Origin of the sequence: Pseudomonas sp. FSL R10-0399, assembly GCF_009600165.1 — a bacterium.
GTDB classification, from domain to species: Bacteria; Pseudomonadota; Gammaproteobacteria; order Pseudomonadales; family Pseudomonadaceae; genus Aquipseudomonas; species Aquipseudomonas helleri.
In genome coordinates, this window is record NZ_WIWK01000033.1 from 1 (window position 1) to 23,560 (window position 23,560).

Sequence of the window (23,560 nt, forward strand, 5' to 3'; positions counted from 1 at the left end):
GATGGAGCAGTCTGGTAGCTCGTCGGGCTCATAACCCGAAGGTCGTCGGTTCAAATCCGGCTCCCGCAACCAAACATTAAAAGGCTGCTCGAAAGAGTGGCCTTTTTTGTGCCTGAGTGTTTTCCACCCTCCTCCCGTAGCCGGGAGAAAGGCATTAAAACCGGATAATTCAATCGCTTAGGTGATTTAAGGTTGACAACTCAGCGCGCCTCTGTAGAATGCGCCCACACAGACGCGGGATGGAGCAGTCTGGTAGCTCGTCGGGCTCATAACCCGAAGGTCGTCGGTTCAAATCCGGCTCCCGCAACCAAACATCGAAAAAGGCTACTCGAAAGAGTGGCCTTTTTTGTGCGTGATCAAAAAGTATTTCTCTCCTGCGATTAAAGGTTCTGTCATCTATCTGAAGATTGGCTCGTCTATGCTGAGCGGTAGCAATTACCTTTTTTTCACATGCCAAACCTGAACATCAAGCAAACAGTTGAAAGTATTTTGAAATATTTTGACCAAAAGGATTGGTAACTTGAGTCTATGCCTCCATCCTATCGCGCACGATTCACGAGGTGATTGATGCCCGATAACTCGCCAGAACTTAAAGAACCCGCTTCAGCAGCCCACCCGATTGCAGCCAAACGCCTGCATTTACTGGACCTGCTGAGCAAGTACCGCCAACCCATTGGACTCGCGCTCACCCTGCTTCTGTTCGCCATAGCCCTGATTGCCTGCCGCCATCTGCTCAGCGAACTCGACCTGTACGCCTTGCACGACTCCATCATGGACGTCCCCAGGCCCGCCCTGCTCGGTGCCGTGGCTGCAACAGCTGTAGGTTTTGTGATTTTGCTCGGGTACGAGTGGTCTGCCAGTCGCTATGCCGGCGTCAAACTGCCGCCCAGAACCCTGGCACTGGGCGGATTTACCGCCTTTGCCATTGGTAACGCCATAGGCCTGTCGCTCTTGTCCGGCGGCTCTGTGCGCTATCGTTTGTACGCACGCCATGGCGTAGGGGCCTCTGAAGTCGCGCACATGACGCTGTTTGCCAGCTTGTCTTTGGGCTGCGCCTTGCCGCCGCTCGCTGCGCTGGCAACCCTCAGCAACCTGCCTGCCGCCTCCGCCGCCCTGCATATTCCGGTTTACATTCTGGCGGCCATTTCAGTCGCCGTGCTGTTGCTGTTTGGCTTGCTGGCGCTGGGCATTTATCGCCGTCGCCTGCCTGAACAACCCATCCCGGACAACCTACTGGTCAAAGCTGGACGCCGCACCCTGCGCCTGCCAAGCGCACGGCTGACCCTGCTGCAATTTGTGATTACCGCGCTGGACGTCGCCGCAGCAGCCACGGTGCTGTATTTGCTGCTTCCCGAAGCGCCGCCGTTTGGCGCCTTCATGCTGGTTTACTTGCTGGCGCTGGCCGCCGGTGTACTCAGCCACGTACCGGGCGGTGTCGGGGTTTTTGAAGCGATTTTGCTGGCTGCCTTTGCCGACAAACTCGGCGCTGCACCTTTGGCCGCCGCGCTGCTGCTGTATCGCTTGATCTACGTGATCTTGCCGCTGCTGCTTGCCTGCCTGATGCTGCTGATCAATGAAGCCCAGCGCCTGATTCAGACCCGCCAAAGTTTGCGCGTGGCCTCCGGCCTTGCCGCGCCGATTCTGGCGGTATTGGTGTTTATGTCGGGCGTGGTTCTGCTGTTTTCCGGGGCCACTCCGGAAATCGATACCCGCCTTGAACACATCGGTTTTCTGATCCCTCACCGTCTGATTGACGCCTCGCACTTCGGCGCCAGCTTAATCGGCGTGCTCTGTCTGTTGCTGGCCCAAGGCCTGCGTCGTCGACTGTCGGCAGCCTGGATGCTGACCACGATCCTGCTGCTGGTCGGCGCCGTACTGTCTCTGCTTAAAGGCTTCGACTGGGAAGAGGCATGCATTCTGGTCCTGACCGCGAGCCTGCTGGGCCTGTTCCGCCGCTCGTTCTATCGTCCGAGCCGCCTGACCGAGCTGCCGTTTTCACCGTTGTATCTGGTGGCCAGTGCCTGCGTACTCGGCGCTTCGGTGTGGCTGCTGCTGTTTGCCTATCAGGATGTGCCGTACAGCCATCAGCTCTGGTGGCAATTCACTCTCGACTCGGATGCCCCACGCGGCCTGCGCTCGCTGATGGGCGCGGCGGTGCTGCTGGTGATCGTGGCCCTGACCTGGTTGCTGCGCACAGCGCGCCCTACCATCCACTTGCCGGATGCTAGCGAACTGGAGCGCGCCGAGAAGATTTTGCTGGCTTCAGACCAGCCAGATGGCGGCCTGGCCCTGACCGGCGACAAAGCCTTGCTGTTCCACCCGGACGACAGCGCGTTCTTGATGTACGCCCGCCGCGGCCGCAGCCTGGTTGCGCTGTACGACCCCATCGGCCCTGCGCAACAGCGCGCCGAGCTGATCTGGCAGTTCCGTGACTTGTGCGACACCTTCCACGCCCGCCCTGTGTTTTATCAAGTGCGCGCCGAGAACCTGCCGTTCTATATGGACATCGGCCTGACTGCGATCAAATTGGGCGAAGAAGCCCGGGTTGACCTGCACCGCTTTGATCTCGACGCCAAGGGCAAAGAGATGAAAGACCTGCGCTACACCTGGAACCGCGGCACCCGCGACGGCCTGTCGCTGGAGATCCACGAACCGGGCGAAGCGCCCATGGATGAGCTGAAGGTTATTTCCGATGCATGGCTGACCGGCAAGAATGTCCGGGAAAAAGGCTTCTCGCTCGGACGCTTCAGTGAGGATTACATCAAGCACTTCCGCGTTGCCATCATCCGTTTTGAAGGCAAGCCCGTGGCCTTTGCCAACTTGCTTGAAACTCACAGCCATGAGCTGTCGAGCCTCGACTTGATGCGCGCCCACCCGCAAGCGCCGAAACTGACCATGGAGTACATGATGGTCGGCCTGATTCAGCATTATAAAAAGCATGGATACGCACGTTTTAGCCTGGGAATGGTCCCATTGTCTGGCCTCCAACCCCGTCGTGGCGCGCCATTGACTCAGCGTCTAGGGTCAATGCTGTTCCAGCGCGGTGAGCACCTGTACAACTTCCAGGGTTTACGTCGCTTTAAAGACAAATTCCAGCCCGACTGGGAACCTCGTTATATGGCCGTGCCTGCCGGACTTGACCCGCTGGTAGCGCTGGCTGATACCGCCGCCCTGATTGCAGGCGGCTTGACTGGATTGGTGAAACGTTAATGAAACATCGTTCCTGGCGTTTTTTGCTGTTAATTCTGGTGATACTGGCTGCGCTGGCAGCCGGCGGCTATTGGTTCTGGAATCGCCCGGCCCCCGAGCCGACGGTTGAGCACCTGAGCCAAGCCGATGGCTCGACCCTGACCAAAGTGACACCTGGCCAGACCGCGCGGGCCCAAGTGGTGATTGCAACACCGGCCGAAGAGGCCCTGACCGACGCTCAACTCTCGGCGCTGAGCCGTGGCGGCAAGGCGCAATTGGTACAGGTCATTCTGCCCAAGGAAGACTGCACCCTGCAGCAGCAAGCCCTGCAAACGGCACTGCAACAGTTGAAAGGCCCACCTACGCTGGTTAGCGGCATCGGCCCTGGCGCAACCCTGGCCTGGCGCTGGCTGGCCGAGCAAACCAACGACAAGGCGCAAGCCGTGTCGGTAGGTTTTGCGCTTGAGCAACCTGGCTGCACGCTGCCCGTGCCTAAATCTGCTGCACACGGTAACTGGCTGGTGGCCTGGAACGACAACCCTGACGACCCTAGCGCTGCTTTCGTACGTGATCAGCCGAACGCTCAGACCAGCATCAGCGACTATGACATTCACTTCCCTCAGGTATTGAGCAACGAACTGCGCAAGATTCTGGTTGGCGACAACAACGGCGGGCTGAACATGCCTGTGGTTGAAGTGCCTGCAGGCCAGCAAAACAGCACAGTGACGCTGTTCCTGTCGGGTGATGGCGGCTGGCGCGACCTGGACCGTGACGTGGCCGGCGAGATGGCCAAGATCGGTTATCCGGTGGTCGGTATCGACATGCTGCGTTACTACTGGCAGCACAAGACTCCGGAACAAAGCGCTACCGACCTGACTGAATTGATGCAGCACTACCGTCAAAAGTGGGGCACCCAGCGCTTTGTTCTGGTCGGCTACTCATTTGGTGCAGACGTTCTGCCGGCCACGTTCAATCGCCTGCCTGAAGCCGAACAGAAACGCGTAGACGCGATTATCCTGTTGGCCTTCGCCCGCAGTGGCAGCTTTGAGATTCACGTTGATGGCTGGCTCGGCAAAGCAGGCGCTGAAGCCGATACCGGCGAAGAAATGTCCAAGCTGCCAGCCAACAAAGTGGTGTGCATCTATGGCGCCGAAGAGACAGACGAAAGCGGCTGCACGGCCAAAACGACTGTAGGCGAAAGCGTCAAGCTGCCAGGCGGTCACCACTTCGACGAAAACTACCCGGCCCTGGCTCAACGCCTGGTAGACATGATCAAAAAGCATCAGGCTACTGCCCCGTAACACACGCAACCCCTGTAGGAGCGAGCTTGCCTCGCGATCTTTTGATCTTAAAAGATCGCGAGACACGCTCGCTCCTACAGAGTTTTAACGTCGCTACAGGACGGCTTACATCTCGACCTGGGTTCCCAGTTCGATCACCCGGTTTACCGGCAGGTTAAAGAAGCGCAAGTTGCTGTTGGCGTTCTTCAACATGAAGGCAAACAACCCTTCCCGCCAACGCGCCATACCCACCAGCTTGGAAGCAATGACCGTCTCGCGGCTCAGGAAGTAGGTCGTGCGCATCGGGCTGAAGTCCAGCTCGTCGAGATGGCACAGTTTGAGCGCCTCGGGCACGTCCGTTTCATCCATAAAGCCAAAGTGCAAGATGACCCGGAAGAACCCCTCACCGTAAGCATCCACTTCAAACCGCCGCTGCGCAGGCACGCGCGGCGTGTCTTCGTTGACCACGGTGAGCAAAACCACTTGCTCATGCAGCACCTGGTTGTGCAGCAGATTATGTAATAGCGCGTGCGGCACTGCGTCCGGCCGGGCGGTCAGGAACACCGCTGTACCTTGCACCCGATGCGGCGGCTGAACACGGATGCTGCTGATAAACAGCGGCAGCGGCAACGCGCTTTCATCCAGACGATCCACCAGCAATTGTTTGCCACGCCGCCAGGTGGTCATCAGGATAAACAGCACGATCCCCGCCAAAACCGGGAAGGCACCGCCCTGGACGATTTTCGGTACGTTGGCGGCGAAGAACAGGCCGTCAACCAGCAGAAAGCCGACCAACACCGGCACCGCCAACACAGGTGGCCACTTCCACAGCATGAGCATGACCGCCGACACCAGAATACTGGTGATCAACATGGTCCCGGTCACGGCCACACCGTAGGCCGACGCCAGGGCGCCCGACGACTCAAAGCCCAACACCAGCAAAATAACCCCGACCATCAACGACCAGTTCACCGCGCCGATATAGATCTGCCCCTGCTCGGCACTGGACGTGTGCTGAATGTGCATGCGCGGGATGTAGCCCAGTTGAATGGCCTGGCGGGTCAACGAGAAGGCCCCGGAAATCACTGCCTGAGAGGCAATAACGGTGGCCAGCGTGGCCAGCCCCACCAGAGGGATCAACGCCCAGCTTGGTGCCAGCAGGTAGAACGGGTTACGCGCCGCTTCCGGGTTTTCCAGAAGCAAAGCCCCTTGGCCGAAGTAATTGAGCACCAGCGCAGGCAGCACCAGAATGAACCAGGCGCGGGCAATCGGCTTGCGCCCAAAGTGGCCCATGTCGGCGTACAGCGCTTCAGCACCGGTCAACGCCAGCACCACCGCGCCCAGAATCGCCACCCCCATGCCCGGGTGCGAGACAAAGAAACGCACGCCCCACACCGGGTTCAGCGCGTTAAGCACCTCCGGGTGATGAGCGATGCCATGAATCCCCAGGCCACCGAGCACCACAAACCACAGCACCATGATCGGCCCGAACAGCTTGCCGAGTGTGGCCGTGCCGCGACGCTGAATCAAAAACAGCGCGATCAGCACAATCAGCGCCAGCGGCACGACCCAGCGATCCAACCCGGCAAACGCCAGCTCCAGACCTTCAACCGCCGACAACACGGAAATGGCCGGGGTAATCATGCTGTCGCCATAGAACAGCGAAGCGCCAATCAACCCCAGAATTACCAGCACCGTGCGCAACTTGGGATAAGGCGAGGCCGCGCGGCGCGCCAGCGCAGTAAGGGCCATGATCCCGCCCTCGCCTTCGTTGTCGGCGCGCAGGATAAACAGCACGTACTTGATCGAGACCACCCAGATCAGCGACCACAGGATCAACGCCAAAATGCCGAAGACACCATCGTGGTTAACCTGTACGCCATACCCGCCGGTAAACACCTCTTTAAGGGTGTACAGCGGGCTGGTACCGATATCGCCATATACCACGCCAACCGCGGCAACCAGCATTCCGATAGGTTTTGCCTTTGAGTGACCGTCTTCTGTTGCCGGACTACTGACATGCCCCATTAACCACTCCTACGACTTTGGACCGTGTTTCTTAATGGCGAGCGCCGCATTTGGTGTGCAGCATGCTCTGATTTTCTGACTGTTAGCCACGACTTTTACCTACGAAATCAGCTTCGTTAAAAAGCGGGTTTCGCAACGGCGCGCAGCATAGCGCAGCACTCGTCGTAAATCCCCGTATAACGCTGGTCAAGTGCGTTCACCATAGCTAAAATTGCGCACTTTTTTTGATCAGAGGCGCGCAAACTCCAAGCGCCCGTTCGTCGTGCAGCCTTTACGGGCATGTAACGTCACTACATACCGAGGTTCGCCATGTCCACCGTTACCACGCCAGCCAACCCTAAGGTTGGCTTTGTTTCCTTGGGTTGCCCGAAAGCGCTGGTCGACTCCGAGCGCATCCTTACGCAACTGCGCATGGAAGGCTACGACGTTGTTTCCACCTACCAGGACGCCGACGTCGTGGTGGTCAACACCTGCGGCTTTATCGACAGCGCCAAGGCTGAATCGCTGGAAGTCATCGGCGAAGCCATCAAGGAAAACGGCAAGGTCATCGTGACCGGCTGCATGGGCGTCGAAGAAGGCAACATCCGCGACGTGCACCCGAGCGTGCTCGCCGTGACCGGCCCTCAGCAGTACGAGCAAGTGGTCAACGCGGTTCACGAAGTGGTGCCGCCCCGTCAGGACCACAACCCGCTGATCGACCTGGTGCCGCCACAAGGCATCAAGCTGACGCCGCGCCATTACGCGTACCTGAAAATTTCTGAAGGCTGTAACCATAGCTGCAGCTTCTGCATCATTCCTTCGATGCGCGGCAAATTGGTCAGCCGTCCGGTGGGCGATGTACTGGACGAAGCTCAGCGCCTGGTTAAAGCCGGGGTTAAAGAGCTGCTGGTAATTTCCCAGGACACCAGCGCCTACGGCGTCGACGTCAAATACCGCACCGGTTTCTGGAACGGCGCGCCGGTCAAGACCCGCATGACCGAACTGTGCGAAGCCTTGAGCACACTGGGTGTCTGGGTTCGCCTGCATTACGTGTACCCGTACCCGCACGTTGACGAGTTGATCCCGTTGATGGCGGCCGGCAAGATCCTGCCGTACCTGGACATCCCGTTCCAGCACGCCAGCCCTAAAGTACTCAAGGCCATGAAACGCCCGGCCTTTGAAGACAAGACCCTGGCCCGCATCAAAAACTGGCGCGAGATCTGCCCGGAACTGATCATCCGTTCGACCTTTATCGTCGGCTTCCCGGGTGAAACAGAAGAAGACTTCCAGTACCTGCTGGACTGGCTGACAGAAGCGCAACTGGACCGCGTAGGTTGCTTCCAGTACTCGCCCGTTGAAGGCGCCCCGGCCAACCTGCTGGACGCTGCCATCGTACCGGACGACGTCAAACAGGACCGTTGGGAGCGCTTTATGGCGCACCAGCAAGCTATCAGTGCGGCACGCCTACAACTGAAGATCGGCAAGGAAATTGAAGTCCTGATCGACGAAGTTGACGAGCAAGGCGCTGTTGGCCGCTGCTTCTTCGACGCCCCGGAAATCGACGGCAACGTGTTTATCGCCACCGAAAAAGACATCAAGCCGGGCGACAAGATCATGTGCCGCGTGACCGACGCCGACGAGTACGACTTGTGGGCTGAAGCGTTGTAAGCCACACGCCGCGCTTAAAAAAAGCCCTGCCGCCAATGCGTCAGGGCTTTTTTTACGGCTATTGTTAGGAGGCTCCTCAATCATCAGTGTCGGAGACACGCACGATGAAACAACAATGGGCCATCCAAACGCCACGTCTCAGAGATTTCGAAGCATTAACCGAGGTGTGGGAAGCGTCCGTTCGAGCCACCCATGATTTTTTACCCGACAGCTACATTGTCTTGCTGCGCCAACTGGTCATCAGCCAGTACCTGGACGCGGTGATGCTGATTTGCTGTAAAGACCCTTCCAGCAAGCGCATTGCAGGCTTCGCCGGGGTTGCCGCCGGCAAAGTTGAAATGCTCTTCATCCACCCTGACTACCGCGGCCAAGGCGTCGGCAAGTGCCTGCTTTTGTTCGCCATCAACGAGCTGAATGCCGAGAGGCTGGACGTCAATGAGCAAAACCCTCAAGCCATTGGCTTTTACTTTAAACAGGGTTTTGAGGTGGTCGGGCGCTGCGAAAACGACGGCCTGGGCCAGCCTTATCCGTTGCTGCACCTGCGCTACAAACGCCAAAAGCCGCTGGCGCGCAGTTAAGGCAAATGTTGCCGGGCTTAACCGGCGCCAGGCGGGTACAATAGCCGCCCAATTCCATTACGGCCCCTGTCATGTCTGAACCGATACGTCTCTCCAAACGCCTCATCGAACTCGTCGGCTGCTCGCGCCGTGAGGCCGAACTGTTCATTGAAGGTGGCTGGGTCACGGTAGATGGCGAAGTCATCGACGAACCGCAATTCAAGGTCGACCAGCAAAAGGTCGAACTTGATCCGCAAGCCAAGGCCACGGCGCCAGAGCCTGTGACCCTGTTGCTCAATGCACCGGCGGGCCTGGACACTGACAGCGCCATGCAACTGCTCAGCCCACAAACCCTGAGCGAAGAGCACCGCTTCGGCAAGCGCCCGCTTAAAGGTCACTTTCTGCGTTTGAGCGTGGGCAACGAGCTGCAAGCCAACGCCAGCGGTTTGCTGGTGTTTACCCAGGACTGGAAAATCGTCCGCAAGCTGACCGCCGATGCCAGCAAGATCGAGCAGGAGTATGTGGTCGAGGTATCGGGCGAGATGGCTCCCCATGGCCTCAACCGGCTCAACCACGGCCTGACCTACAAAGGTCGCGAGCTGCCTGCGGTCAAAGCCAGCTGGCAGAGTGAAAACCGCCTACGCTTTGCCATGAAGAACCCGCAACCGGGCGTGATTGCATTGTTCTGCCAGGCCGTAGGCCTCACCGTTATTTCGATTCGCCGGATTCGTATTGGCGGCGTCTCGATGGGCAAGCTGCCCGTTGGCCAATGGCGCTACATGACGGCCAAAGAAAAGTTCTAAACACGGCCGCGCCCACCTATTTCGACACCGCAGCCTTGCCTGCGGTGCTCACTGCTGATTATCAGGATTACCCACATGATTCATAACGACGTACTGCGCAGCGTGCGCTACATGCTAGACATCAGCGACAACAAAGTTGTCGAGATCATCAAACTGGGCGGTCTGGACGTCACCAAAGCTGACATCGAAACCTACCTCAAAAAAGACGAAGAAGAAGGCTTTGTTCGCTGCCCGGACAACGTCATGGCGCACTTTCTTGACGGCCTGGTGATCTTCAAGCGCGGCAAGGACGATAGCCGTCCAGCGCAGCCGGTTGAACTGCCTGTGACCAACAACATCATCCTGAAAAAACTGCGCGTGGCGTTCGAACTGAAAGAGGACGACATGCACGCGATCCTCAAGTCGGTTGATTTCCCGGTATCCAAACCAGAACTGAGCGCTCTGTTTCGCAAATTTGGCCACAACAACTACCGCACCTGTGGCGACCAGTTGCTGCGTAACTTCTTGAAGGGGCTAACCCTGCGGGTTAGAGCTTAAAAGAAGCGTTGAGCTACAAGCTGCAAGATAAAGTCAAAAGCCTGAATCAGAATATTTGCCGCTATTAGCTTGCAGCTTAAAACTTGCAGCTCATCGCTGGGAGCCCGCGACCATGCCCTACACCGTCTCGCCTGTCGGCTTTGTGCGCTCCTGTTTCAAGGAGAAGTTTGCCATCCCGCGACAACCCCAACTGGCACCCGCTGCCAGGGGTGTTCTGGAGCTGGTTGCGCCCTTTGACCAAGGCGATGCCGTGCAAGGCCTTGAGCAGGCCAGTCATGTGTGGCTGTTGTTTGTGTTTCACCAGGCACTGGAAGACAAGCCCCGGCTTAAGGTGCGCCCGCCACGCCTGGGCGGCAATAAGTCCATGGGGGTGTTTGCCACCCGCGCGACTCACCGGCCCAATGGAATCGGCCAGTCGGTGGTCAAACTGGATAAGGTCGAAGCCGGTCGCTTGCACATTTCGGGCATTGACCTGCTCGACGGGACGCCGATTCTCGATATCAAGCCGTATGTGCCCTACGCCGACATTATCAGCAGTGCGAGCAACAGCATGGCCAGCGCGGCGCCGGTGCTGATCCCCGTGCAGTGGGCTGACTCAGCGCTGCACGAGGCGCACGCCCATGGGTTGCGCTTGCAGGAACCGTTGGTGGCGCTGATTGAGCAATGCCTGGCGCAAGACCCACGCCCGGCTTACCAAACGCCGACTGCCGAGCGTGAATACGGTGCGCAGTTCTGGGATCTGGATGTGCGCTGGCATTATCCGGAGCCGGGGGTGATTCGTGTGCTTGAGGTTGTTTTAGCCAGCCAGGGTTAAGCACCAGGATCAAGGGATCGCGAGGCGAGCTGCTACAGGTCCTGTCGTCGCCAACAATAAAAAGCCCGCGCTACCTTGAGGTACGCGGGCTTTTTTGTGCAGCGACGCTTACTTCTCGACGAAGGCGCGCTCGATCAGGTAATCACCCGGCTCACGCATACGTGGCGAAACGGTCAGGCCGAAGCTGTTCAGCACTTCGCTGGTTTCGTCGAGCATGCTTGGGCTGCCGCACAGCATGGCACGGTCGTCCTGCGGGTTGATCGGCGGCAGGCCGATGTCGCTGAACAGTTTGCCGCTGCGCATCAGGTCAGTCAGACGGCCCTGGTTTTCAAACGGCTCGCGGGTCACGGTTGGGTAGTAGATCAGCTTGTCACGCAGCGCTTCACCGAAGAATTCGTTCTGCGGCAGGTGCTCGGTGATGAACTCGCGGTACGCAACTTCGTTGACGTAACGCACGCCATGGCACAGGATCACTTTTTCGAAACGCTCGTAGGTTTCCGGGTCCTGAATCACGCTCATGAAAGGAGCCAGGCCAGTGCCCGTGCTCAGCAGGTACAGATGCTTGCCAGGCTTCAAGTCGTCCAGCACCAGCGTACCCGTAGGCTTCTTGCTGATGATGATCTCGTCGCCTTCTTTCAAATGCTGCAACTGGGAGGTCAACGGACCATCCGGCACCTTGATGCTGAAGAACTCCAGATGCTCTTCCCAGTTCGGGCTGGCAATGGAGTAGGCGCGCATAAGCGGACGGCCATTGGGCTGTTGCAGGCCGATCATCACGAACTGACCGTTCTCAAAGCGCAGGCCCGGATCACGGGTGCACTTGAAACTGAAAAGGGTGTCGTTCCAGTGGTGAACACTGAGGACACGTTCGTGGTTCATGTTGCTCATGTACGGGGCTCCTAAATTCGCCAGCGCTGACTATGAGCGCAATTGCACAGCATTCTAATGGCGACGACAATATCTGTTAACTGAATTATTAAGATAAGGGTTATCGGTTATATCGATATGCGATTTACTCTCAGACAACTCCAGGTGTTCGTTACCGTCGCCCAACAAGAGAGCGTGTCCCGTGCGGCAGGCTTGTTGGCCCTTTCACAATCGGCAGCCAGTACCTCAATCACCGAACTGGAGCGACAGACCAGTTGCCAACTGTTCGACCGCGCGGGCAAGCGCTTAAGCCTCAACGCCCTGGGTCGGCAGTTATTGCCACAGGCCGTCGCCTTGCTGGACCAGGCCAAGGAAATCGAAGACTTGCTTAACGGCAAGTCCGGCTTTGGCTCACTGACCGTCGGCGCGACCCTGACGATTGGCAATTACCTGGCAACCTTGCTGATTGGCAGCTTCATGCAGGCTCACCCGGAAAGCCAGGTCAAACTGATTGTCCAAAACACCGCTCATATCGTGCAACAAGTTGCTCACTATGAAATTGATCTGGGTCTGATCGAAGGCGACTGCAGCCACCCGGACATCGACGTTCAGAGCTGGGTTGAAGACGAGCTGGTAGTCTTTTGCGCCCCTCAACACCCACTGGCCGCCCGTGGGCATGCCACCCTCGAAGAACTGACCCGCGAAGCCTGGATTTTACGTGAACAAGGTTCGGGCACGCGCCTCACGTTCGATCAAGCCATGCGCCATCATCAAAGCGCGCTTAACATCCGCCTTGAGCTGGAACACACCGAAGCGATCAAGCGGGCCGTTGAGTCCGGCTTGGGCATCGGTTGTATCTCGCGCCTGGCACTGCGTGACGCTTTCCGTCGCGGCAGCCTGGTAGCGGTCGAAACCCCTGACCTGGATCTGGCGCGGCAGTTTTTCTTTATCTGGCACAAGAAGAAGTATCAAACCTCCGCCATGCGCGAATTTCTGGAGCTGTGCCGCGCCTTTACCGCCGGGGTTCAGCGCAGCGACGAAATTGTTCTGCCTGCGATCGCTTAAAGCAGAATCACCGCCCACACCACGGCAATCAGGGTCAGCACGACAAACTGTGCGGCGCTGCCCATGTCCTTGGCGTTCTTTGACAGCGGGTGCAAGTCGAGGGAAATTCGATCGATCGCCGCTTCAATGGCTGAGTTAAGCAGCTCGACAATCAACGCCAACAGGCATACCGCTATCAGCAGTGCTCGCTCGACCCGGCTGACATCCAGGAGGAACGTCAGCGGGATCAGCACCACATTGAGCAGCACCAATTGGCGAAATGCCGCCTCACCGGTAAACGCTGCACGCAAACCGTCCAGCGAGTAACCGCCAGCATTCAAAATCCGTTTAAATCCGGTTTTACCCTTGAAAGGTGACATAGATAGGCAACTGCGTAAAAAATGAGTGGAAAAAGCTAAATCAGGCCGCGTCAAAAATGCGTGAAGTTTGACAGTTTAATGGCTCGATATAGATTCGAGTTGTTGCAGCAGCAGCGCGGCCTGAGTGCGGGTACGCACCCCCAACTTGCGGAAAATCGCTGTCACATGCGCTTTGATCGTCGCTTCCGAAACGCTCAACTCGTAGGCGATCTGCTTGTTCAGCAACCCCTCGCAAACCATGGTCAAAACCCGGAACTGTTGAGGTGTCAGGCTGGCCAAGCCTTCGCTGGCCGCTTTGGCTTCTGCCGAAACCGGCACTTCTTCAAAGGCTTGGGGCGGCCAGGAAACATCGCCATCCAGTACCGTGCGCACAGCGTTTTGAATGGCTTCCATTGAACTGGATTTAGGAATAAAGCCACTGGCGCCAAACTCTCGCGAGCGCACCATGACCGAGGCCTCTTCTTGAGCAGACACCATCACCACCGGGATTTGCGGGTACTGACCGCGCAACAACACCAACCCGGAGAAACCGTAAGCACCTGGCATGTTCAAGTCGAGCAGCACCAGATCCCAATCGGCCTTTATCGCCAGCTGTTTTTCCAGCTCGGCAATACTGGCGACCTCGACCAAGCGAACATCAGAGCCCAAACCCAGGGCAACGGCCTGGTGCAAGGCACTGCGAAACAACGGATGGTCATCAGCAATCAGGATTTCGTATGTGGCCATTGTTTAAATGATCCTGTTTTTCAGGCGGGCCAAGTTTAAAACCAGAACCCGCTAAGGCAACTCGAGCAACAGTTTGAAAACTGTGCATCAAAGGGCAAGATTTACGCTAGAAGTTAGAACTTATAAGCGTTTGAGCAGCATCTGCCGCCGAATCGGCGCCAAGCATGCCCAGCCAAAACTGTAGGGTCAAGCGTAAAACCTGACACCAAGGTCCAGTAACAGCCATTACTGCGCCAGCATTCAAATGGAATGGGGCCAGCCGCTTATTTCGCTTCGAAAATTGTAGCGCTACTTCTTTAGTCTATTGAGCCCGGATCTGAGAAAGGTCTTTTACAAAAAAGCCCAGTTCTTGATGCGCTGTACTCGACTCATTCACCGGCAACTGGTTTTTGGCATCCAGGTAATGCTGGCTGAACACATCAAAGTACGCATCCAGGGCAGCCGATGCTTGCGTATCGCCAGCCAGATCAAGGCACAAACTGGCCACTTCGGCGGTACACAAATGCTCACTGCGCGTTGAACGACGCAACCGGTAGCGTGAGAGCTTTTCAGGCAAAAGGCTCAGGATCGGCAAACCATCCAGATACGGGCTTTTGCGAAAGATCTTGCGCGCTTCAGTCCAGGTCGCATCCAGCAGAATAAACAGCGGCCGCTTGCTGCTGTCGACTTCGACGGTGTGGGTGACTCGCTCAGCTGCTACATACTCGCCGGGAAACACCAGATAAGGCTGCCACTGCGGATCAGCCAACAACGCCAGCAGGTCTTTATCGGTTTCAGTACGCGACCAGATAAAGGCGAAGTTGTCGCTGACCACGTCCGCGATTAACCAGCCGGTATTACTCGGCTTGAACACTTCCTTTTTAGTCATGAGCAAGCAAACGCCCGCGCGCGTGTTGACCTTTGGCCGCCACCGGCACAGGCAATGGCTTTCAATCACACGGCAGGTATGGCAACGCGGTGCACGAGAGCCACGCGCCAAATAAGGTTTAGTGCTTTCCTCTTCGCGCTCGTCTCGCAAACGGGCTACAGCGTTAGGGGAAAAGGTCATCAAGGTCATGGGTTTTTACTTACGCCAGCAACCGCTGATTCGCCACGGTTTGGCGCAGAAGCGGATTCAATAGAGGAAGGCGCGCAGTCTACCAGAGGCCGCACGCCTGCATGCCAAACCATGACCACGGGCATTTCCTGACACACAATGCTGACCTATACTCCTGCGCCACTGAACGCACAGATCGATGGTGGGTCAAAGCCTGCGTCACGTACAACAGGAGAGTTTCATGTTGCGCACTATTATTCCAACCGTAGCCTTAATGCTGGCACTGCCTTTGGGCGCGCAAGCGGCCTCTCTTGCAGAATTCAATCTGAACAAGTCCCTGCAAGCGACCGCAGAAGCCAGCAACGTTGGGAAACCACGGGCTATCAGCCCCGATTTGCTGGATAAAGGCTTCACGGTTGATGGCACCGTACTGATCAACAGCCTGGAAGCCAGCCCGAACATGGCCGCCAAAATGCGCTCTGCTCCCGAGTTGGCCGTCCCGCAGCTAGGCCGTAGCGTTTGCAGCGACCCCAATTTCCGCAAACTGTTGGCCCGTGGTGCCACCATGCGCTTCGACATCCGGGAATACGGCAATAACAAATCGGTACTGACCCAAGACATCCGCGCCGATAACTGCAAGCGCAAAGGCTGATTCCGCGTCTGTTGCACGCCGTTGATAACAATGGCGTGCACCCTCCTCCTCTCCAATTCTTCATTTACATCAGCCAATTAGCGGTTGCCAGCGCCAACAACTCAGGACCATTATCAAGGCATGATGGTGACACGCTGTGTCTTGGGGGGCAGCCCCACGTGCGGCGTTTTAAAGGATGTTGTGTTGAAGGAGTAATGCATGCCCGATCAATCCAGTGATTCCCTGCCCCTGTATTTCGAGGGCCAGGGCCTCGACCTCGCTCAACACGTGGACGCGCAGTTGCAGCTTGTCGCACCCGACAGCCCCAACCGGCCGCTGTATCGCGAAATGTTGTTCACTGTTTTGCGCATGGCCCACGATGATCTTGATCGCTGGAACGCCAAGATCATGTTGCAAGCTGTTCGCGAGCTGGAAAAAACCTTCCGTGTACTGCAAACCTTCAAAGGCCGCCGCAAAGTCACGGTCTTCGGATCGGCACGCACCCCGGTAGAACACCCGCTGTATGCACTGGCCCGTGAAGTGGGTGCGACACTGGCACGCGCCGACATGATGGTCATTACCGGAGGCGGTGCTGGCATCATGGGCGCCGCCCACGAAGGCGCGGGGCTTGAACACAGCCTGGGGTTCAATATCACCCTGCCTTTTGAGCAGCGCGCCAACCCGACGATCAATGGCTCTGCCAACCTGCTGGCCTTCCACTTCTTCTTCACCCGCAAGCTGTTTTTCATCAAGGAGGCAGACGCTCTGGTCATGTGCCCTGGTGGCTTTGGCACGCTGGATGAAGCCTTGGAAGTCTTGACGCTGATTCAAACCGGCAAGTCTCCTTTGGTGCCCATCGTGTTGCTGGACATGCCGGGCGGCACCTATTGGAAAAGTGCGCTGGAGTTCGTCCACAACGAGCTGGAAGCCAATCAGTACATTCTGCCTAACGATCTGAAACTGATGCGCTTTACCTACAGTGCCGAAGAGGCATTGGCTGAGATCAATCAGTTTTATAACAACTTCCATTCAACCCGCTGGCTGAATAAAACGTTCGTTGTGCGCATGAAGTACCCGCTCAATGTGCACGCGCTGGCGCATATCCAAAAAGCATTCGCCGATATCTGCTTGAGTAATGGGTTTTGTCAGTCGTCGGATGACGGCATAGACCATGACGCGTCACTCAACTTATACCGTTTGAGCTTTGCATTCAGCGGGCGTAATCAGGGACGTTTGCGGGAGTTGGTCGACTTTATCAATCTGCCGCAACACTGGGAAATGACCGACATGGCAGCCACGTCGGCAGAGTGTGAATCGCTGGCGGAATAAGGCTGACGTCAGAGTTGGGTGTCTGGATTAGAAACAGGGCCGCTGCGCGACCCATCGCATCCTTCGGCAGCGACTACGGGGTAGTCGCTAGTCGTCGAATTCTCGGCCGCTTAATACGCGACCAATCATGTCCATCGTATAACCGCGATAACTCAAGAAGCGGCCTTGGCGGGCACGCTCTTTTGCATCTTCGGGCAACTTGCCTGCGAACTTGCGACGCCAGGTGTCTTCAAGCTGTTCTTGCCAGTTAAAGCCACTCTCGCGCAACGCCTCTTCAATATCGCCACGCGACAAACCGCGTTGCCCAAGCTCTTCGCGAATACGCAAAGGGCCATAGCCAGAGCCTGCACGGTAATTGATATAGCTTTCGAGGTAACGCGACTCCGACAACAGCCCTTCTTCCGTTAAACGGTCGAGGGCGATGTCGATCATGTCGGGGCAAGCTCCGCGCTGACGCAACTTACGTATCAGCTCGACTCGACCATGCTCGCGTCGCGCGAGCAGGTCCATTGCAGCTCGTCGCACCGCGACGAGGTTATCCAAAACGACAGTCATGAGTTGTATCAGTTATCGTTTTCTGCAGAGTTTTCGAACTCGATTTCTGCCGCTTCTGCTTCTTCAGCAGCCGCTTTGGCAGCCTTGCTCATTTTCGGCATAACTTTCAGCTCGGCCAGCTCGCTGTCAGTTTTTGGGCCCAACAGCTTGGCGCGCAGTTGTTTCTCGAGGGCGTCCTTGATGTCCGGGTTATCGTCCAGGAACTTGGCGGAGTTCGCCTTGCCCTGACCAATTTTGTTGCCGTTGTAGCTGTACCAGGCACCCGCTTTTTCAACGAAGCCGTGCAATACGCCCAGGTCGATCATCTCACCGTTGAGGTAGATGCCCTTGCCGTAAAGAATCTGGAACTCGGCCTGACGGAATGGCGGTGCCACTTTGTTCTTGACCACTTTGACGCGGGTTTCGCTACCCACCACCACGTCGCCTTCTTTCACGGCACCCGTACGACGGATGTCCAGACGAACAGACGAGTAGAACTTCAGGGCGTTACCACCGGTAGTGGTTTCCGGGCTACCGAACATTACGCCGATCTTCATACGGATCTGGTTGATGAAGATCACCAGGCAGTTGGCGTTTTTGATGTTACCGGTGATTTTACGCAGTGCTTGCGACATCAAACGGGCTTGCAAGCCCACGTGTGCGTCGCCCATATCGCCTTCAATTTCAGCTTTAGGGGTCAGCGCGGCCACGGAGTCGATGATGATCACGTCAACGGCGTTGGAACGCACCAGCATGTCGGTAATTTCCAGCGCCTGCTCGCCCGTATCGGGCTGGGAAACCAGCAGGTCATCGACGTTCACACCCAGCTTGCCCGCATATTCAGGGTCAAGCGCGTGCTCGGCGTCAACGAAGGCACAGGTTGCACCCGCTTTTTGCGCTTGTGCAATCACAGACAACGTCAGGGTGGTTTTACCCGAGGACTCTGGACCGTAGATTTCAACAATACGGCCTTTTGGCAGACCGCCAATGCCCAGCGCGATGTCCAGACCCAGCGAACCTGTAGAGATAGCAGGGATTGGCTGGCGATCTTGATCGCCCATCAACATGACGGCGCCTTTGCCGAATTGACGTTCGATCTGACCCAGGGCCGCAGCCAAGGCTTTCTTCTTGTTGTCGTCCATTAAAGTCCTCTCAAAATCAATAAGGCCATGACGGCCGATAACTGTATAAGTAGCCAGTATTATTCCACAGGGTTAAACGATCGCCTACCCCTGATTTTCTATTTCTCGTACCGTTCGGCGTATTAGGCCTTCCAGCGCCGCAATAACGGTTTGTCGACGGACCTCATCGCGATCACCCGGGAAGTGCCTGCACTCGGCCGTCACCTCGTCACCAACGCCCCACGCCAGCCAGACCGTGCCCACCGGTTTCTCTGGCGAACCGCCGCCCGGGCCGGCGACGCCACTGACGGCGACAGCAAAGCGTGCATCACTGTGCGCCTGCGCGCCGCGGACCATCGCCTCGACCACTTCACGGCTCACGGCTCCAACCTGAGTAAACAGCGCCTGCGGCACATCAAGCTGCCGGGTCTTTTGCTGATTGGAATAGGTCACAAACCCCGCCTCGAACCAGGCAGAACTGCCGGCGATACGGGTGATGGCTTCTGCAATACCCCCGCCCGTGCACGACTCGGCGGTTGTCACGTGAGCGTTAAGAGTCTGTAGATGGCGCCCAAGTTCAGCCGCCAGTTGAGAGAGTGGGTCCATGAGGTTCTCCTGTGGGTACGCCCAAGCGCCATAACCTACACGAGCCGGTGAGCGTTGCAAGGCGATGCCGCCCAAGCCTAGCGTTCGCTACGCGAGTCCGGCGCTGCGCTGTCGACCCCCAGGCGCTTGGCTGCCCAGCGTTGATACACGCTAATTGCAGCATCGGCCCCCGCCAGCGCGGTCAAGCAACCAAAGGCGCCAGCCGCCAGAATCGACATCCCGGCGGCGTACAACAACATAAAGGTGGAAACACCACACACCATGCAGGCACCGGAACGTAACGCCAGCCGCCGGACCAGCAGCCAGCCGCTGGCACCTTCTTTATCAGCGCGCCACATCTCGCCAAAGACGCCGCCCACCAAAGCGAGAAGGATGACCAGCAGCAGCGGCATATCCTGCAATATTTGCGGCTCATTCATCGTGCCATCACTCCTGAATCCTTACTGATAAAAGCCAGTCTCTGGCCTGAGCTGAACAGCGGGCGCGCTGCCCGCCGCGTTGCATCCCTGCGCGAGTCAGATCGGGGAACCGCGATGAGACAAAGACTATGCATGTATGGATATACAGTCAATGCACCAATGCATATATTTGTTTTGAACGCTGCTATCAGCCAGAAAAGGCAACGTGAGCAGTGCGATCAGTCTTTCAATAAGCACGAAAAAGCCCACTTAGACGTGTAATGCTGTTCACTTATGAGATGCGTACGAGTAACTGTAGGAGCGAGCTTGTCTCGCGAGCTTTTAAAAGGTCAAAAGATCGCGAGACAAGCTCGCTCCTACAGGGTTCGCTTTCGCTTATGTGAACAGCATTGCACTTAGACGTGGGCTCATTCTTAAAACTGCAGGCTAGCGAGCGTACATGCCCCACCAGAAGACGTGGCCCAAAATTACCAGTTGCTCATCCTCCAGATCACAGTAGTCATAGTCCTCATCGGGGTATTCATCGCGATTAAAACTACGCAAACGAATGCCACAGGCCAGACGATACAACTGTTTCACGCGCAACTGGCCGTTGTGATTGAGCGCATACAGGTCACCGTCGATGACCTCCTCAAGTGAGCGCTTGCCGACATTGACGCCCACCGTGGCGCCGTCACGCAGCACCGGAAGCATGCTTTCACCGCGTACCGTCACACACTTTGCCTGGTCAAACTCCACGCCGTTGTGGCGCAGGCTGCGCTTGCCGAACCGTAACTTGGCCCGCTCGCTCTCTTCAATGGCAAAACGCCCCGAACCCGCGGCCAATTCGACCTGGCGCAAGAACGCAATGGACACTTCGTCATCGGCCACGGGGGTGTCGTCATCCCACAACGAGATGTCACGCAACTCAGCATGCCTGGGTGGATTGTCAGAAAAGCCTGAGCCGGCGCGATCATCCCGTCCCCTCAGACGATCAGTGCTGATGTGGAAGTACTCGGCAATTTTGGAGATATGTCTGTCGGAAGGATCGACAATTTTCCCGCTCAAAATTCGCGAGAGTGTGGACTGCGGGACTCCCGTGCTCCGATGCAGCGTCATCGCGCTGATCTGGTGCCGGGCAAGCAGTTCTTTCAAGACCGTTGAAACATTTCGTTTGGACATGCCGGGAATAGTGCTGGGCGTGTTTATAGATGGCAAATGCTATTTCTTCTATTTATAGCAACGCGTCAGCACGCCCGGCACGCACCTGTAGATGCGGGGGGCTGACATGTTAACCTTGCGCCCATTGCGAAACAGCCGCGCCTGACGCCCGCTTTTCACCCACCTTTTAATCGAATCCGCCTAAGCCTTCTCATGAGTAAGAATACTTCCGACCTGTCTTCACACACGCCGATGATGCAGCAGTACTGGCGCCTCAAAAACCAGCACCCCGATCAGTTGATGTTCTATCGCATGGGCGACTTCTACGAGATTTTCTATGAAGACGCGAAGAAGGCCGCCAAGTTGCTGGACATCACCCTGACGGCTCGCGGGCAGTCGGCCGGGCAGGCGATTCCGATGTGCGGTATTCCTTATCACGCTGCCGAAGGCTACTTGGCCAAGTTGGTCAAGCTAGGTGAGTCGGTAGTGATTTGCGAGCAGATCGGCGACCCGGCAACCAGCAAGGGCCCGGTCGAGCGTCAAGTGGTGCGTATCATCACGCCGGGCACCGTCAGCGATGAAGCGCTTCTGGATGAACGCCGTGACAACCTGATTGCCGCCGTACTGGGCGATGAGCGTCTGTTTGGCCTGGCGGTGATGGACATTACCAGCGGCAATTTCTCGGTGCTGGAGATTAAAGGCTGGGAAAACCTGTTGGCCGAACTGGAACGCATCAACCCGGTGGAGCTGATGATTCCGGACGACTGGCCGCAAGGCCTGCCTGCCGAAAAACGCCGTGGCGTTCGTCGCCGCGCGCCGTGGGACTTTGAACGTGATTCGGCATTTAAAAGCCTGTGCCAGCAGTTTTCGACCCAAGACCTAAAAGGCTTTGGTTGCGAAAACCTGACCCTGGCAATTGGCGCTGCCGGTTGCTTGCTCAGCTACGCCAAAGAAACCCAGCGCACCGCCCTGCCCCATTTGCGTAGCCTGCGCCATGAGCGTCTGGATGACACCGTGGTGCTGGATGGCGCCAGCCGTCGCAATCTGGAACTGGATACCAACCTGGCCGGTGGTCGCGACAACACCTTGCAATCGGTGGTCGACCGTTGCCAGACCTCGATGGGCAGCCGCCTGCTGACCCGCTGGCTGAACCGCCCGCTGCGTGACTTGAGCGTGCTGTTGGCCCGTCAGTCATCGATTACCTGCCTGCTCGATGGCTATCGCTTTGAGAAACTGCAACCGCAGCTTAAAGAGATCGGCGATCTGGAGCGGATTCTGGCGCGTATCGGCCTGCGCAATGCTCGCCCGCGAGATCTGGCGCGCTTGCGTGATGCCCTGGGTGCCCTGCCTGAACTGCAAGATGCGATGATCGGCCTCGAAGCCCCACACCTGCAACATCTGGCCACCGTCACCAGCACCTACCCGGAACTGGCGGCGCTGCTGGAAAAAGCCATCAATGACAACCCGCCCGCAGTGATCCGTGACGGCGGCGTGCTGAAAACCGGTTATGACGCCGAGCTGGATGAACTGCAATCGCTGAGCGAGAACGCCGGGCAGTTCCTGATTGATCTTGAAGCACGTGAAAAAGCCCGAACCGGCCTGAGCCACCTCAAGGTGGGTTATAACCGCGTGCACGGCTACTTTATCGAGCTGCCGAGCAAACAGGCCGAACAAGCACCTGCTGACTACATTCGCCGGCAAACCCTCAAAGGCGCTGAGCGCTTTATCACGCCAGAGCTAAAAGCCTTCGAAGATAAAGCCCTGTCGGCCAAAAGCCGCGCGCTGGCCCGCGAAAAGATGCTCTACGAGGCGCTGCTGGAAACCCTGATCGGCGAGTTGCCGCCCTTGCAGGACACTGCCGCCGCGCTGGCCGAGCTCGATGTGCTGAGCAACCTGGCCGAACGCGCACTGAACCTGGACTTGAACTGCCCGCGCTTCGTCGACGAGCCGTGCATGCGTATCGAGCAGGGCCGTCACCCGGTGGTCGAGCAAGTACTGACAACACCGTTTGTGGCCAACGATCTGGCGCTGGATGACAAAACCCGCATGCTGGTGATCACCGGTCCTAACATGGGCGGTAAATCGACCTACATGCGCCAGACCGCATTGATCGTCTTGCTGGCCCATATCGGTAGCTTTGTACCGGCTGCCAGCTGCGAACTGTCACTGGTCGACCGGATCTTCACCCGGATCGGCTCCAGCGATGACCTGGCAGGCGGTCGCTCTACCTTTATGGTGGAAATGAGCGAAACAGCCAATATTCTGCACAACGCGACCGATCGCAGCCTGGTGCTGATGGATGAGGTGGGCCGCGGCACCAGTACCTTCGATGGCTTATCCCTGGCGTGGGCGGCCGCTGAACGCCTCGCTCACTTGCGCGCTTACACCCTGTTTGCCACGCACTACTTTGAGCTGACCGTTCTGCCCGAGAACGAACCGCTGGTCGCCAACGTGCATTTGAGCGCAACCGAACACAATGAACGCATCGTGTTTTTGCACCATGTCTTGCCAGGCCCGGCCAGTCAAAGCTATGGTTTGGCCGTTGCACAATTGGCCGGGGTTCCAGCCAATGTCATCACCCGGGCACGTGAACATTTGAGCCGACTCGAAACGACCAGCCTGCCTCATGAAGTACCGCGACCAGCACCTGGCAAGAAAGCAGTACCGCAGCAAAGCGATCTGTTTACCAGCCTGCCGCACCCCGTACTGGATGACCTGTCCAAGCTCGATCTGGACAACATGACGCCGCGTAAAGCACTTGATTTGCTCTACACATTAAAGACACGCCTTTAAAAGCTGCTAGAATCGCGCGCGGTTCGGGATGCTACTGCCCTTTTAGCCTGGTCAGTAGATATCACTCCCGAGCCCTGCG

21 protein-coding genes and 1 tRNA gene are annotated in these 23,560 nt (G+C 57.3%); 12 read left to right on the top strand and 10 right to left on the bottom strand.

Annotated features, from left to right (window positions below):
- Positions 1-233 precede the first annotated feature (233 nt).
- The 3 genes from GHO41_RS11930 to GHO41_RS11940 all read left to right on the top strand — a co-directional run bounded on the left by GHO41_RS11930 (position 234) and on the right by GHO41_RS11940 (position 4,490).
- Positions 234-310, top strand: a tRNA-Met gene (locus tag GHO41_RS11930).
- A 257-nt stretch (positions 311-567) separates the two neighbouring features.
- Positions 568-3,210 carry a bifunctional lysylphosphatidylglycerol flippase/synthetase MprF gene (mprF, locus tag GHO41_RS11935; protein ID WP_153433703.1) on the top strand — a complete coding sequence of 881 codons (2,643 nt, stop codon included), beginning with the start codon at positions 568-570 and terminating at the stop codon, positions 3,208-3,210.
- Positions 3,210-4,490 carry a virulence factor family protein gene (locus GHO41_RS11940; RefSeq protein ID WP_048369610.1) on the top strand — a complete coding sequence of 427 codons (1,281 nt, stop codon included), beginning with the start codon at positions 3,210-3,212 and terminating at the stop codon, positions 4,488-4,490. The genes mprF and GHO41_RS11940 overlap by 1 nt, the downstream gene beginning before the upstream one ends.
- 105 nt (positions 4,491-4,595) lie before the next feature.
- On the opposite strand, the gene GHO41_RS11945 is transcribed toward GHO41_RS11940, so the two are convergent.
- Complete coding sequence (locus GHO41_RS11945) at positions 4,596-6,497, bottom strand: potassium transporter Kup (RefSeq protein ID WP_153433704.1); 1,902 nt, start codon at positions 6,495-6,497, stop codon at positions 4,596-4,598.
- A 309-nt stretch (positions 6,498-6,806) separates the two neighbouring features.
- On the opposite strand from GHO41_RS11945, the gene rimO reads away from it, so the two are divergent.
- The 5 genes from rimO to tsaA all read left to right on the top strand — a co-directional run bounded on the left by rimO (position 6,807) and on the right by tsaA (position 10,855).
- A complete protein-coding gene (gene rimO, locus GHO41_RS11950; protein ID WP_123751956.1) occupies positions 6,807-8,144 on the top strand; it encodes a 30S ribosomal protein S12 methylthiotransferase RimO in 1,338 nt (445 codons plus the stop codon).
- A 104-nt stretch (positions 8,145-8,248) separates the two neighbouring features.
- Positions 8,249-8,722, top strand: coding sequence for a GNAT family N-acetyltransferase (locus GHO41_RS11955; protein WP_153433705.1), 474 nt, complete (start codon positions 8,249-8,251; stop codon positions 8,720-8,722).
- 71 nt (positions 8,723-8,793) lie between these two features.
- Positions 8,794-9,504: an rRNA pseudouridine synthase gene (locus GHO41_RS11960; protein WP_048386573.1), complete on the top strand. Its 711-nt coding sequence runs from the start codon at positions 8,794-8,796 to the stop codon at positions 9,502-9,504.
- A gap of 75 nt (positions 9,505-9,579) precedes the next feature.
- Positions 9,580-10,041: a DUF1456 family protein gene (locus GHO41_RS11965; protein ID WP_153433706.1), complete on the top strand. Its 462-nt coding sequence runs from the start codon at positions 9,580-9,582 to the stop codon at positions 10,039-10,041.
- Positions 10,042-10,153: 112 nt separating this feature from the next.
- Positions 10,154-10,855 carry a tRNA (N6-threonylcarbamoyladenosine(37)-N6)-methyltransferase TrmO gene (gene tsaA, locus GHO41_RS11970; protein WP_153433707.1) on the top strand — a complete coding sequence of 234 codons (702 nt, stop codon included), beginning with the start codon at positions 10,154-10,156 and terminating at the stop codon, positions 10,853-10,855.
- A 108-nt stretch (positions 10,856-10,963) separates the two neighbouring features.
- On the opposite strand, the gene fpr is transcribed toward tsaA, so the two are convergent.
- Entirely contained in the window at positions 10,964-11,743 is a 780-nt protein-coding gene (gene fpr / locus GHO41_RS11975; protein WP_048369522.1) for a ferredoxin-NADP reductase, read from the bottom strand.
- A gap of 117 nt (positions 11,744-11,860) precedes the next feature.
- Here fpr and GHO41_RS11980 point away from each other — a divergent pair, with 117 nt between their 5' ends.
- Positions 11,861-12,787: a LysR family transcriptional regulator gene (locus GHO41_RS11980; RefSeq protein ID WP_048369520.1), complete on the top strand. Its 927-nt coding sequence runs from the start codon at positions 11,861-11,863 to the stop codon at positions 12,785-12,787.
- On the opposite strand, the gene GHO41_RS11985 is transcribed toward GHO41_RS11980, so the two are convergent.
- The 3 genes from GHO41_RS11985 to GHO41_RS11995 all read right to left on the bottom strand — a co-directional run bounded on the left by GHO41_RS11985 (position 12,784) and on the right by GHO41_RS11995 (position 14,920).
- Positions 12,784-13,146, bottom strand: a complete 363-nt coding sequence (locus GHO41_RS11985; RefSeq protein WP_048369518.1) for a diacylglycerol kinase — start codon at positions 13,144-13,146, stop codon at positions 12,784-12,786. The genes GHO41_RS11980 and GHO41_RS11985 overlap by 4 nt on opposite strands.
- 75 nt (positions 13,147-13,221) lie before the next feature.
- Positions 13,222-13,872 (bottom strand): response regulator transcription factor ErdR, encoded by a 651-nt coding sequence (gene erdR / locus GHO41_RS11990; RefSeq protein ID WP_048369516.1) that lies wholly within the window; start codon positions 13,870-13,872, stop codon positions 13,222-13,224.
- Positions 13,873-14,173: 301 nt separating this feature from the next.
- On the bottom strand, positions 14,174-14,920 hold the full coding sequence (locus tag GHO41_RS11995; protein ID WP_123751968.1) for a tRNA-uridine aminocarboxypropyltransferase: 747 nt from the start codon (positions 14,918-14,920) through the stop codon (positions 14,174-14,176).
- Positions 14,921-15,149: 229 nt separating this feature from the next.
- Here GHO41_RS11995 and GHO41_RS12000 point away from each other — a divergent pair, with 229 nt between their 5' ends.
- Entirely contained in the window at positions 15,150-15,560 is a 411-nt protein-coding gene (locus tag GHO41_RS12000; RefSeq protein ID WP_048369514.1) for a PA3611 family quorum-sensing-regulated virulence factor, read from the top strand.
- 198 nt (positions 15,561-15,758) lie between these two features.
- Complete coding sequence (locus GHO41_RS12005) at positions 15,759-16,868, top strand: TIGR00730 family Rossman fold protein (protein ID WP_153329548.1); 1,110 nt, start codon at positions 15,759-15,761, stop codon at positions 16,866-16,868.
- An 87-nt stretch (positions 16,869-16,955) separates the two neighbouring features.
- On the opposite strand, the gene recX is transcribed toward GHO41_RS12005, so the two are convergent.
- The 5 genes from recX to GHO41_RS12030 all read right to left on the bottom strand — a co-directional run bounded on the left by recX (position 16,956) and on the right by GHO41_RS12030 (position 20,709).
- Positions 16,956-17,423 (bottom strand): recombination regulator RecX, encoded by a 468-nt coding sequence (gene recX / locus GHO41_RS12010; protein ID WP_153329550.1) that lies wholly within the window; start codon positions 17,421-17,423, stop codon positions 16,956-16,958.
- An 8-nt stretch (positions 17,424-17,431) separates the two neighbouring features.
- Positions 17,432-18,544 carry a recombinase RecA gene (recA, locus tag GHO41_RS12015; RefSeq protein WP_048369508.1) on the bottom strand — a complete coding sequence of 371 codons (1,113 nt, stop codon included), beginning with the start codon at positions 18,542-18,544 and terminating at the stop codon, positions 17,432-17,434.
- Between the two features lie 84 nt (positions 18,545-18,628).
- On the bottom strand, positions 18,629-19,129 hold the full coding sequence (locus GHO41_RS12020; RefSeq protein WP_048369506.1) for a CinA family protein: 501 nt from the start codon (positions 19,127-19,129) through the stop codon (positions 18,629-18,631).
- Positions 19,130-19,206: 77 nt separating this feature from the next.
- Positions 19,207-19,548, bottom strand: coding sequence for a phage holin family protein (locus GHO41_RS12025; RefSeq protein WP_048386556.1), 342 nt, complete (start codon positions 19,546-19,548; stop codon positions 19,207-19,209).
- 426 nt (positions 19,549-19,974) lie between these two features.
- Positions 19,975-20,709, bottom strand: a complete 735-nt coding sequence (locus GHO41_RS12030; protein ID WP_153389871.1) for an XRE family transcriptional regulator — start codon at positions 20,707-20,709, stop codon at positions 19,975-19,977.
- A 192-nt stretch (positions 20,710-20,901) separates the two neighbouring features.
- Here GHO41_RS12030 and mutS point away from each other — a divergent pair, with 192 nt between their 5' ends.
- Positions 20,902-23,481 carry a DNA mismatch repair protein MutS gene (gene mutS, locus GHO41_RS12035; protein WP_153433708.1) on the top strand — a complete coding sequence of 860 codons (2,580 nt, stop codon included), beginning with the start codon at positions 20,902-20,904 and terminating at the stop codon, positions 23,479-23,481.
- Positions 23,482-23,560 lie beyond the last annotated feature (79 nt).

Bases quoted from the DNA above. Each gene is read 5' to 3' on its own strand.
- recX (WP_153329550.1), bottom strand. From the start codon at position 17,423: ATGACTGTCGTTTTGGATAACCTCGTCGCGGTGCGACGAGCTGCAATG.
- GHO41_RS11955 (WP_153433705.1), top strand. From the start codon at position 8,249: ATGAAACAACAATGGGCCATCCAAACGCCACGTCTCAGAGATTTCGAA.
- tsaA (WP_153433707.1), top strand. From the start codon at position 10,154: ATGCCCTACACCGTCTCGCCTGTCGGCTTTGTGCGCTCCTGTTTCAAG.
- GHO41_RS11985 (WP_048369518.1), bottom strand. From the start codon at position 13,146: ATGTCACCTTTCAAGGGTAAAACCGGATTTAAACGGATTTTGAATGCT.
- GHO41_RS12020 (WP_048369506.1), bottom strand. From the start codon at position 19,129: ATGGACCCACTCTCTCAACTGGCGGCTGAACTTGGGCGCCATCTACAG.
- GHO41_RS12030 (WP_153389871.1), bottom strand. From the start codon at position 20,709: ATGTCCAAACGAAATGTTTCAACGGTCTTGAAAGAACTGCTTGCCCGG.
- GHO41_RS11945 (WP_153433704.1), bottom strand. From the start codon at position 6,497: ATGGGGCATGTCAGTAGTCCGGCAACAGAAGACGGTCACTCAAAGGCA.
- rimO (WP_123751956.1), top strand. From the start codon at position 6,807: ATGTCCACCGTTACCACGCCAGCCAACCCTAAGGTTGGCTTTGTTTCC.
- erdR (WP_048369516.1), bottom strand. From the start codon at position 13,872: ATGGCCACATACGAAATCCTGATTGCTGATGACCATCCGTTGTTTCGC.
- GHO41_RS12025 (WP_048386556.1), bottom strand. From the start codon at position 19,548: ATGAATGAGCCGCAAATATTGCAGGATATGCCGCTGCTGCTGGTCATC.
- GHO41_RS11995 (WP_123751968.1), bottom strand. From the start codon at position 14,920: ATGACCTTTTCCCCTAACGCTGTAGCCCGTTTGCGAGACGAGCGCGAA.
- recA (WP_048369508.1), bottom strand. From the start codon at position 18,544: ATGGACGACAACAAGAAGAAAGCCTTGGCTGCGGCCCTGGGTCAGATC.
- GHO41_RS11940 (WP_048369610.1), top strand. From the start codon at position 3,210: ATGAAACATCGTTCCTGGCGTTTTTTGCTGTTAATTCTGGTGATACTG.
- GHO41_RS12000 (WP_048369514.1), top strand. From the start codon at position 15,150: ATGTTGCGCACTATTATTCCAACCGTAGCCTTAATGCTGGCACTGCCT.
- GHO41_RS11960 (WP_048386573.1), top strand. From the start codon at position 8,794: ATGTCTGAACCGATACGTCTCTCCAAACGCCTCATCGAACTCGTCGGC.
- GHO41_RS11980 (WP_048369520.1), top strand. From the start codon at position 11,861: ATGCGATTTACTCTCAGACAACTCCAGGTGTTCGTTACCGTCGCCCAA.
- fpr (WP_048369522.1), bottom strand. From the start codon at position 11,743: ATGAGCAACATGAACCACGAACGTGTCCTCAGTGTTCACCACTGGAAC.
- GHO41_RS12005 (WP_153329548.1), top strand. From the start codon at position 15,759: ATGCCCGATCAATCCAGTGATTCCCTGCCCCTGTATTTCGAGGGCCAG.
- GHO41_RS11965 (WP_153433706.1), top strand. From the start codon at position 9,580: ATGATTCATAACGACGTACTGCGCAGCGTGCGCTACATGCTAGACATC.
- mprF (WP_153433703.1), top strand. From the start codon at position 568: ATGCCCGATAACTCGCCAGAACTTAAAGAACCCGCTTCAGCAGCCCAC.
- mutS (WP_153433708.1), top strand. From the start codon at position 20,902: ATGAGTAAGAATACTTCCGACCTGTCTTCACACACGCCGATGATGCAG.